6 protein-coding genes are annotated in these 8,662 nt (G+C 70.1%); 3 read left to right on the forward strand and 3 right to left on the reverse strand.

Annotated elements, in window-relative coordinates; all coding sequences use genetic code 11:
* Nucleotides 1-623 precede the first annotated feature (623 nt).
* The 3 genes from ACWGE1_RS38310 to ACWGE1_RS38320 all read right to left on the reverse strand — a co-directional run bounded on the left by ACWGE1_RS38310 (nucleotide 624) and on the right by ACWGE1_RS38320 (nucleotide 3,432).
* Nucleotides 624-1,556 carry a universal stress protein gene (locus tag ACWGE1_RS38310; protein WP_453425092.1) on the reverse strand — a complete coding sequence of 311 codons (933 nt, stop codon included), beginning with the start codon at nucleotides 1,554-1,556 and terminating at the stop codon, nucleotides 624-626.
* 86 nt (nucleotides 1,557-1,642) lie between these two features.
* Nucleotides 1,643-2,440 carry a sigma 54 modulation/S30EA ribosomal C-terminal domain-containing protein gene (locus ACWGE1_RS38315; RefSeq protein WP_453425093.1) on the reverse strand — a complete coding sequence of 266 codons (798 nt, stop codon included), beginning with the start codon at nucleotides 2,438-2,440 and terminating at the stop codon, nucleotides 1,643-1,645.
* A 305-nt stretch (nucleotides 2,441-2,745) separates the two neighbouring features.
* Nucleotides 2,746-3,432, reverse strand: a complete 687-nt coding sequence (locus tag ACWGE1_RS38320) for a CBS domain-containing protein (RefSeq protein WP_453425094.1) — start codon at nucleotides 3,430-3,432, stop codon at nucleotides 2,746-2,748.
* A 343-nt stretch (nucleotides 3,433-3,775) separates the two neighbouring features.
* On the opposite strand from ACWGE1_RS38320, the gene gap reads away from it, so the two are divergent.
* From gap to ACWGE1_RS38335, 3 genes are all read left to right on the forward strand, one after another.
* Nucleotides 3,776-4,804: a type I glyceraldehyde-3-phosphate dehydrogenase gene (gene gap, locus ACWGE1_RS38325; RefSeq protein WP_453425095.1), complete on the forward strand. Its 1,029-nt coding sequence runs from the start codon at nucleotides 3,776-3,778 to the stop codon at nucleotides 4,802-4,804.
* A gap of 232 nt (nucleotides 4,805-5,036) precedes the next feature.
* Complete coding sequence (adhE, locus tag ACWGE1_RS38330) at nucleotides 5,037-7,694, forward strand: bifunctional acetaldehyde-CoA/alcohol dehydrogenase (protein ID WP_453425096.1); 2,658 nt, start codon at nucleotides 5,037-5,039, stop codon at nucleotides 7,692-7,694.
* A 188-nt stretch (nucleotides 7,695-7,882) separates the two neighbouring features.
* Nucleotides 7,883-8,593 carry a response regulator gene (locus ACWGE1_RS38335; RefSeq protein ID WP_030895875.1) on the forward strand — a complete coding sequence of 237 codons (711 nt, stop codon included), beginning with the start codon at nucleotides 7,883-7,885 and terminating at the stop codon, nucleotides 8,591-8,593.
* Nucleotides 8,594-8,662 lie beyond the last annotated feature (69 nt).

Consider the following 8,662-nt stretch of genomic DNA (forward strand, 5'->3'; position numbering starts at 1 on the left):
CCTGTGGGCTCCGCCGGACGGCGCCAACTGGGCCTGGGGTGCTCCTCTGAGCCGCGACCGTGAGCTCCGGCGGGGCATGGTGTCCGTGGCCGCTCAAGGAGGTGGGGCCTCATGCCCGGACTGCCGGCCATCGGAGCGACTGCACGGGCGCGATTCCCGTCCTCGCTGTGGACTGGCGGTGCGACAGCGCCGACGGGCCACTGGTGGGGCGCCCGCCCCCACCGGATGGCCTTCTCGCTGCGGCTGCTGATACGGATACGCTCGCGGCGTCGGGCGGCCACCCATCGGGGTTGGCAGGCCTGAGAGTTGCGCCAGCGCAGGCGGGCGGGCAAGGCCTGCACGGACGCTTTGGTCGAGGTGGTGGGGACGCGCGGGGACTGCCGCAACGGTCCTTCCCGGCCGGCCTGTGGACCCGGACCGACCGCCCCATCGCGCCCCTCGCCGCGGTGGCTTCCGTCTTTTCCACCCGGTACGACAAGCAACGCACCGACCACTGCGGTCGCAGCACACCAGGAGCCCCCGTCGCGCAGCTGCGCGACGAGGGCTCCTGGTGTCAAGGGGCGACGGCGTCCGTCGGGGGACCGCAGCCGGGGTGTATCCGTCCTCGGCGCGGCCCGCGACGATCAGAGATGAGGGACGACCGCCACGGGCGTCGTGGCGTGGTGCAGCACTGCGTGGGTGACCGGGCCGATGTGCGCTCCGACGGCCGCCCGGCGTATGCGCCGTCCGACGATCAGCAGCGAGGCTTCCTTCGACGCTTCCACGAGGTGGCCCGCGGGCCGTCCCACCAGGCACTGCTCCTTGACCTCGACCTGGGGGAACTTGCCGCGCCACGACCGCAGTACGTCGGTGAGCGCGCTCGCCTGGCGCAGTCCCAGCGCGACGCCGTGGCCGGGGTCGGCCGCCGCAGGGTCGTACCCTTCGACCACCGGTACGCTCCAGCCGTGCACGACCCGCAGGGTGGCCGCTCGGGCAGCGGCGGCTTCGAATGCGTACGCGAGCAGCTCGTCGCACGGCCTGGAGAGGTCAAGGCCGAGCACCACGTCGAGGCACTGCCCCTTGCGGTCCCCGTGGTCGCCCGTCCCGGGGAGCGGTTCACACTCGGCCCGTTCCCCGGCCCGTACGGCGACGACCGGACGCTCGGCGTGCGCGATGACGGGCAGGGACACCGATCCGGTCAGGAAGCCGGCCAGGCCACCCAGCCCTCGTGAACCCACGACCAGGACTTCCGCCTTCTCTGCGGCGGACAGCAACACCTCCGCGGGGCGGCCGTGCACCTGCTCGACGCTGATCTCCAGGCCGGGGTGCGCCGCCCGCAGCCGGTCGGACGCGTCGTGGGTGACCTGCTCGGCGTAGTGCTGTGCGGCGGTCGCCCCCTCACAGGGCTTGGTGTCCAGGCCGGTGAACGGGGCGTGGGCGAAGGCCCGTGACCAGTCCTGCCAGACGTGCAGGAGGTGCAGGGGCAGACGGCGCATCTGTGCCTCGTGGGCGGCCCAGTCCGCAGCGGCCAGCGACTCGGCCGAGCCGTCCACAGCGGCGATGACGGTACGTGACATGATTCCTCCGGGTGAGGGGTCTTCGGGTGGTTTGCGGCACTGGTCCGGGGACCGGCGGCCGGGCGCGCGGCGTCGCCCGGAACGTGTTACCGGGACGGAGTGATCAGCCCGTAGTGGCCGTCGTAGCGGTGGTAGAGGACGCAGCCCCGGCCGGTGGCCGTGTCGTTGAAGAAGACGAAGGGCAGCCCGGTGAGGTGCAACCGTGAAACGGCCTCGGTCACACTGCTCGTCGGCACGGGAACCGTGCTCACGCCGAGCAGACCGTCGACCTCCCGTTCCTGACCCAGAGGTCCCAGCGAAGCCATGCGATGCCGCCCGGTACGGACGTCGCGGTAGACGACGCTGTCGCGCCCGGAGGCCAGGTCCGTGAAGAGCCAGAAGTCGTGGTCCATGGCCTCCAGGTCGATCACGGCGTCCTCAGGCGTCTGGTGGACCAGGCTGAAGGACTTGTGCCGCACGATCCGGCGCTCTTCGGCGGGAACGTGATGCCGGTGCGGACGGTGGTCGTGCCCTGCGCCGTCCCGCGATGTCCGGCTGGGCGTGCCGTTGCGGTGGGGGCCGCCCGCCGCATACCGCCGTGGCCGGGTGAGCCGGGCAGCCAGGCGCTCCTGCAGGAGGTCGACCGCTTCGAACATGCTGTTCGCGGCCACGTGGGCGCGAACCATCCGGCCGTTGACGTCCACCACGGCCTGAGCCGTGGCCGGGCGGTTTGCCGAAGTGTTGACGGCTTGCGTGAGCTTCACCCGCACGGTCAGTACGGGTCCGCGCACGTGGCCGATCACCGCGAGCATCTTTCCCTGGGCGTACACGTCCGCGCCATCGGGCACCTGCCCTCGGTTGCGGACCTGGACGTCGGCTGTCCAGCTGGTCTTGAGACCGCTCATGAGAACTCCTCCTCGATCCCTTCCAGCCTGTCTGCCGGCGGACGCTCCCGGGCAGAGCCGTCCGGACCCCGCCACGGTGCCACTGGTACCGACACCACCCGAGAAACCGGGACTTCCGGTCGGCCGGGCAAGGCCGTTCGGCCTACAGACCCAGAGACGGGTAAGTCGACGAGCCCCGGCCTGATATCGCGTGACGTGCCGGACCGACAGCACGGCTCGGGTCGGCGGCTCCGGGTCGCCGCGACCGGCCGCGGTGACTGCGGCCGCTCAACCGACGGAAGAGCCCGTGGTGTCCCGCCCTGTTGTCAGTGATCGCTTTCGCGGCCGGTTGTCAGTCGGTTCACCACACCCACCACACCGTCCACGCGCCACGTGGCGCTGATCAACGCCGCTGTATCGAGGGCATGCTCGGATGATCCCACCATGGTGACCATCCCGTCGCGAACGTCGATGCGGAGCCCGTCGATGCGAGGGGCGGCCGGCGCCCGGCCGGAGACGGCATCGGCGACGTCCGCGAGGATCTCCTCGTCCGTCCTCAAGAAGACGCGCAGCAGATCACGTCGCGTGGTGATGCCGATCAGACGGTCCTCCTCGTCCACCACCGGCAACCGGTCGACGTGGCGACGTTCCATGATGCGCGCGGCGTCGGCGACGCGCTGTTCGGGATGCACAGTTACAGCCGGGCTGGTCATCAGCTCGCCTGCCGCCATGGCGAGTCCCGCGACGGACTGGGCGTCGGCCGGTCGCTGCGGTGTGAGCGCCATCCGATGCCGCCCGGGGTTGTGCCCGCCGAGACAGCCCTGTTGCCTGGCAAGGTCTTTCCGTGAGACGACGCCCATGATCTTGTCGTCGTCATCCACCACCGGCAGCCCGCCGATCCGATGGGCGATGAGCATGCGAGCCAGTTCTTCGAAGGAGGTGTCCGGGCGGGCCTGGACCACCTTGCTGGTCATGACTTGGCCCACCGTCCGTTCTTCGACCACGGTGCTCATCTCCACTCGTCTCGCAGGTTTCCGGATACCGCCGATGGCGCCCCGACCTCTGACTGCCCGCCGACCGCTGTGCTCAGCGCGCAGGGGGCCGGGAAGCCCCGGGTTCGTCTGCTCCTCATGCTTGCCATTGCTTCCAGAGTGGGGCGGAGGAAGGTCGGGGGACAGAACCGGTCAGGACCCGCACGCCGGGCCGTTCGGCCCGTGACAGGCCGGGCCGGGCGGGGCCCGCCGGGGAGAGGGCCCAACGGCCCTGGCGTGCACCCCGTTCGACCCCTGCCCGCGGCGCGACATGCCCTCCAGGCTGGCACCACTCGCATCGGCACCCAAGGGAAGGGCGGCGGAGATGACCGTACGCATCGGAATCAACGGCTTCGGACGCATCGGCCGGAACTACCTGCGCTGCGTCATGGAACGCGCGGAGACGAGCAACGGCACCCCCATCGAGGTGGTGGCCGTCAACGACCTCACCTCCCCGGCTGCGCTGGCCCATCTGCTCACCTACGACTCCACCTACGGCCGACTCCACCGCACCGTTGATCACGACGGCGAATCCATTACGGTGGACGGTCACCGCATCGCGGTCATGTCCCGGCGCGACCCCGCCGACCTCGGGTGGGACGCGCTCGGCGTGGACGTCGTCATCGAGGCCACCGGCCGCTTCCGCACCAAGGAGGAAGCGGGCCGGCACCTGGCGGCAGGAGCACGCAAGGTGCTGCTGTCCGTCCCCGGCAAGGGCGTCGACGCCACCATCGTCATGGGCGTCAACGAGTCCGCGTACGACCCGCGCGTCGACCACGTGATCTCCAACGCGTCCTGCACCACCAACTGCGTGGCCCCCATGATGAAGGTCCTCAGCGAGCGCTTCGGCATCGTCAAGGGACTGATGACCACCATCCACGGCTACACCAACGACCAGGTTGTGCTCGACGGCCCGCACAAGGACCTGCGCCGCGGCCGCACGGCCGCGGTGAACATCATCCCGACCAGCACCGGCGCCGCCCGCGCCGTCGGCCTGGTGCTCCCCGAACTCGCGGGCACCCTGGACGGCATCGCCGTGCGCGTGCCGGTCGAGGACGGCTCGCTGACCGACCTCAGCGTGGTGCTGGCACGGAAGGTGTCCGCACAGGAGGTCAACGACGCTTTCCGGGAGGCTGCCGAGGGACCGCTGAAGGGCGTTCTGAAGGTGAGCGATGCCCCGATCGTCTCGCGCGACATCGTCGGCGACCCCGCCTCGTGCATCGTGGACGCCCCGCTGACGCAGGCCAACGGCGACCTGGTCAAGGTCTTCGGCTGGTACGACAACGAGTGGGGCTACACCAACCGTCTCGTCGACCTGACCCAGTACGTCGCCACGCTGCTCGACGCCCGGTGAGCCGGCGGCAGCCCGGGCAGCGGACGCCGTAGAGGCGCGGAAGGCCAGGTGGTGGTGCAAGCCTCTGCGCTGCCACAGCGGCCGGAGACCATCGGGCCCCGTCGAGGGACCTTCGGGACCTCAGCCGAGGACGCGTCCCGGGCAAGGCTGTAGGTGACAGGACGGAACGGGTGGCCACCCCGGTGGCCGGCCACGTGTGGCCACAGTGCCACCCACACCCAGGGAGCTTTCCATGACACAGGCGACCAGCGACCCCCGCACCACCAACGACGGCACCCCGTCGGACACGCTCATCGCGGTGAACCTCTTGGTCGACAACGCCTCCAAGGCGCTCGCCGACTTCGAGTCCTTCACGCAGGAGCAGGTCGACCACATCGTCGCCAAGGCGTCGGTGGCCGCCCTGGATCAGCACACCGCCCTGGCCCGCTCGGCGGTGGAGGAGACCGGGCGGGGTGTTTTCGAGGACAAGGCGGCGAAGAACATGTTCGCCTGCGAACACGTCACCCACAGCATGTCCCGGGCGAGGACGGTCGGCGTCATCGGCCGCGACGACATTGAGGGCATCATCGAGATCGCCGAACCCGTCGGCGTGCTCTGCGCGGTCACGCCCGTCACCAACCCGACGTCCACCACCATCTTCAAGGCGCTGCTGGCGCTGAAGACACGCAACCCCGTCGTATTCGCCTTCCACCCCTCCGCGCAGGTGTGCAGCACCGAAGCCGCACGCATCGTGCGGGACGCCGCCGTCTCCGCCGGAGCGCCCGAGCACTGCGTGCAGTGGATCGAGGCTCCCTCCATCGAGGCCACGAGCCTCCTCATGCGACACCCAGGCGTCGCGCTGATCCTGGCGACCGGCGGCAACGCCATGGTCAAGGCCGCCTACTCGGCCGGCAAGCCCGCCGTCGGCGTCGGCGCCGGCAACGTGCCCGCCTACGTGCACCACAGCGCGGACCTGCGCCGGGCGGTCAATGACCTCGTCCTGTCCAAGTCCTTCGACAACGGCATGATCTGCGCGTCCGAGCAGGCGGTCATCCTGGACACCGACGTGTACGACGAGGCGCTCGCCGAATTCCGGCGCCTGCACGCGTACGTCGCCACGGCCGAGGAGAAGCGGAAGCTGGAGACCTACCTCTTTCCGCCCGACGCGGCCGGCCGACAGGGCCGCGTCAACCCGGCAGCCGTCGGACAGAGCCCCGACCGGATCGCCGAGCAGGCCGGGTTCACCGTACCTGCGGACACCTCGCTCATCCTGGCCGAGGCGAGCCACGTCGGGCCCGACGAGCCGCTGACGCGGGAGAAGCTCTGCCCCGTCCTCACCGTGCTGCGGGCAGCGTCCACCGAGGAGGGCTTCGATCTCGCGGCCGACATGGTCGACTTCCACGGGCAAGGACACAGTGCGGTGATCCACACCGGGGACCCGGCCCTGGCTGAGCGCTACGGCCGCCGTATGAAGACCGTACGGATCATCGTCAACTCGCCGTCCTCGCAGGGAGCGATCGGCGGCATCTACAACAGTCTGGTTCCGTCCCTGACCCTGGGCTGCGGTTCCTGGGGCAGTACTTCGGTCTCGGACAACGTCTCGGCCGCCCAGCTGCTCAACATCAAGCGCGTCACCGCCCGGCAGAACAACATGCAGTGGTTCAAGGTGCCGCCGAAGATCTACTTCGAGCCTCAGGCCATCCGCTACCTCGCTGCGATGCCCGAGGTCCACCGCGTCACCGTGGTCACCGACGCGACCATGACCCGTCTCGGTTACGTGGAGCGCGTGAGCTGTGTCCTGCAACAGCGGCAGCAGCCCGTGACCATCCAGGTCATCGACGACGTCGAGCCGGAGCCGAGCATCGACTCCGTACAGCGTGGCGCCGCCCTCATGCGCGACTTCCGGCCGGACACCATCATCGCCCTGGGTGGCGGATCCCCCATGGACGCGGCGAAGGTGATGTGGCTGCTGTACGAACAGCCGGACGTCGACTTCGCCGACATGCGGCAGAAGTTCTCCGACATCCGTAAGCGGGCCTTCCGCTTCCCCGTGCTCGGCAAGCAGGCCCGCCTCGTCTGCGTCCCCACCACCTCGGGAACCGGCGCCGAGGTCACCCCCTTTGCCGTGATCTCCGACCCTGCGACCGGCAAGAAGTACCCGCTGGCCGACTACGCCCTGACCCCCAGCGTCGCGATCATCGATCCCGTCCTGACCAACGACCTGCCGGCGTCGCTCGCGGCCGACAGCGGCTTCGACGCCCTCACCCATGCCACCGAGGCGTACGTATCCGTCTATGCCAACGACTTCACCGACGGTCTGGCGCTGCACGCCATCAGGCTGGTCTTCGACCACCTTGAGGCGGCGGTCACCGGCGAGGCGGCACGGCGGAGCGTGGCACGGGAGAAGATGCACAACGCGGGCACCATCGCGGGCATGGCCTTCGGCAACGCCTTCCTCGGAATCGTCCACGCGATGTCCCACACCCTGGGCGCCACCTTCCACATCGCCCACGGGCGGACCAACGCAATCCTCCTGCCGCACGTGATCCGCTACAACGGCACCGTTCCCGGCAAGCTGACGGGATGGCCCAAGTACGAGAGCTACCGCGCGCCCGAGAGGTTCCAGGACATTGCCCGTGCCCTCGGGCTCCCCGCATCCACCCCCGCCGAGGGCGTGGCCTCGTACGCCGCCGCGGTGGAACGCCTGCGGGACGCCGTGTGCATCGAACCGTCCTTCCGCGCCCTGGGACTTGACGAGGCCGCCTTCATCGGCGCGCTGCCGCAGCAGGCACTGAACGCCTATGAGGACCAGTGCGCCCCGGCCAACCCGCGCATGCCGATGCTGGACGACATGGAGGACATCATGCGTGCGGCCTACTATGCCGGGCCGCGGCCCCTTCCCTCCTTCTGACCGCGCGTAGGGCGGCGGCCCCTCTGCGGGCGGGCCGCCGAGACCGTGAGGGACCCGGGGTCCAGGGCAGCCATCTGGGGCGCGGCCGCGTATGAGGGCCATCCGGCCCTGGCCGAAGGTCCCGCTCGCACGGCACGATGCAGTGGATCCGCCGGCGGGCGGACGATTCGGCGAACTCGGAGTGTGCGATGACGGACAGCAGCGGCGGCCTTACCGGGAAGGAACCGGTCAGGGTCTTCCTCCTCGACGATCACGAGGTCGTGCGCCGCGGTGTGCACGATCTGCTGGACGCCGAGCCGGACCTGACCGTGGTAGGGGAGGCAGGCACGGTCGAGCAGGCGCTCGTCCGTGTGCCCGCGCTGCGCCCGCAGGTCGCCGTCCTGGATGTGCGCCTGCCGGACGGGGACGGCGTGAGTGTCTGCCGGGAGCTGCGCTCCCGAATGCCCGACCTCGCCTGCCTGATGCTGACGTCATTCGACGACGAGGAGGCGCTGCTCGACGCGATCATGGCCGGCGCGTCCGGATACGTGCTCAAGCAGATCACCGGAACCGACCTGGTGAACGCCGTGCGGACGGTCGCCTCCGGCCAGTCCATGCTGGACCCCGGCGCTACGGCGCGGGTGATGGCCCGGCTGCGCGGCGGACCTCCGCAGGAGGAGCTGCCACAGGGTCTGCCCGGCCTGACGGAGCGCGAGCGTGAGATCCTCGCTCTTGTCGGGGAAGGGCTGACCAATCGTGAGATCGGTCAGCGGCTCTACCTGGCGGAGAAGACAGTCAAGAACAACATCTCCCGGCTGCTCGCCAAACTGGGCGTCGAACGGCGAGTGCAGGCCGCCGTCATCGCCACGCAGGCTCTGGCCGCCCAGGGAGACCAGAGCGGGCGGCTCGGCAAGGTGTAACGGCTGTGCCGGGATCTGAGCGCAGGTTCACGCGCCTGCGAAACGGCTGAGCGGCCCGGCCCGGCGTCC

This window comes from Streptomyces sp. NPDC054932 (assembly GCF_053610205.1).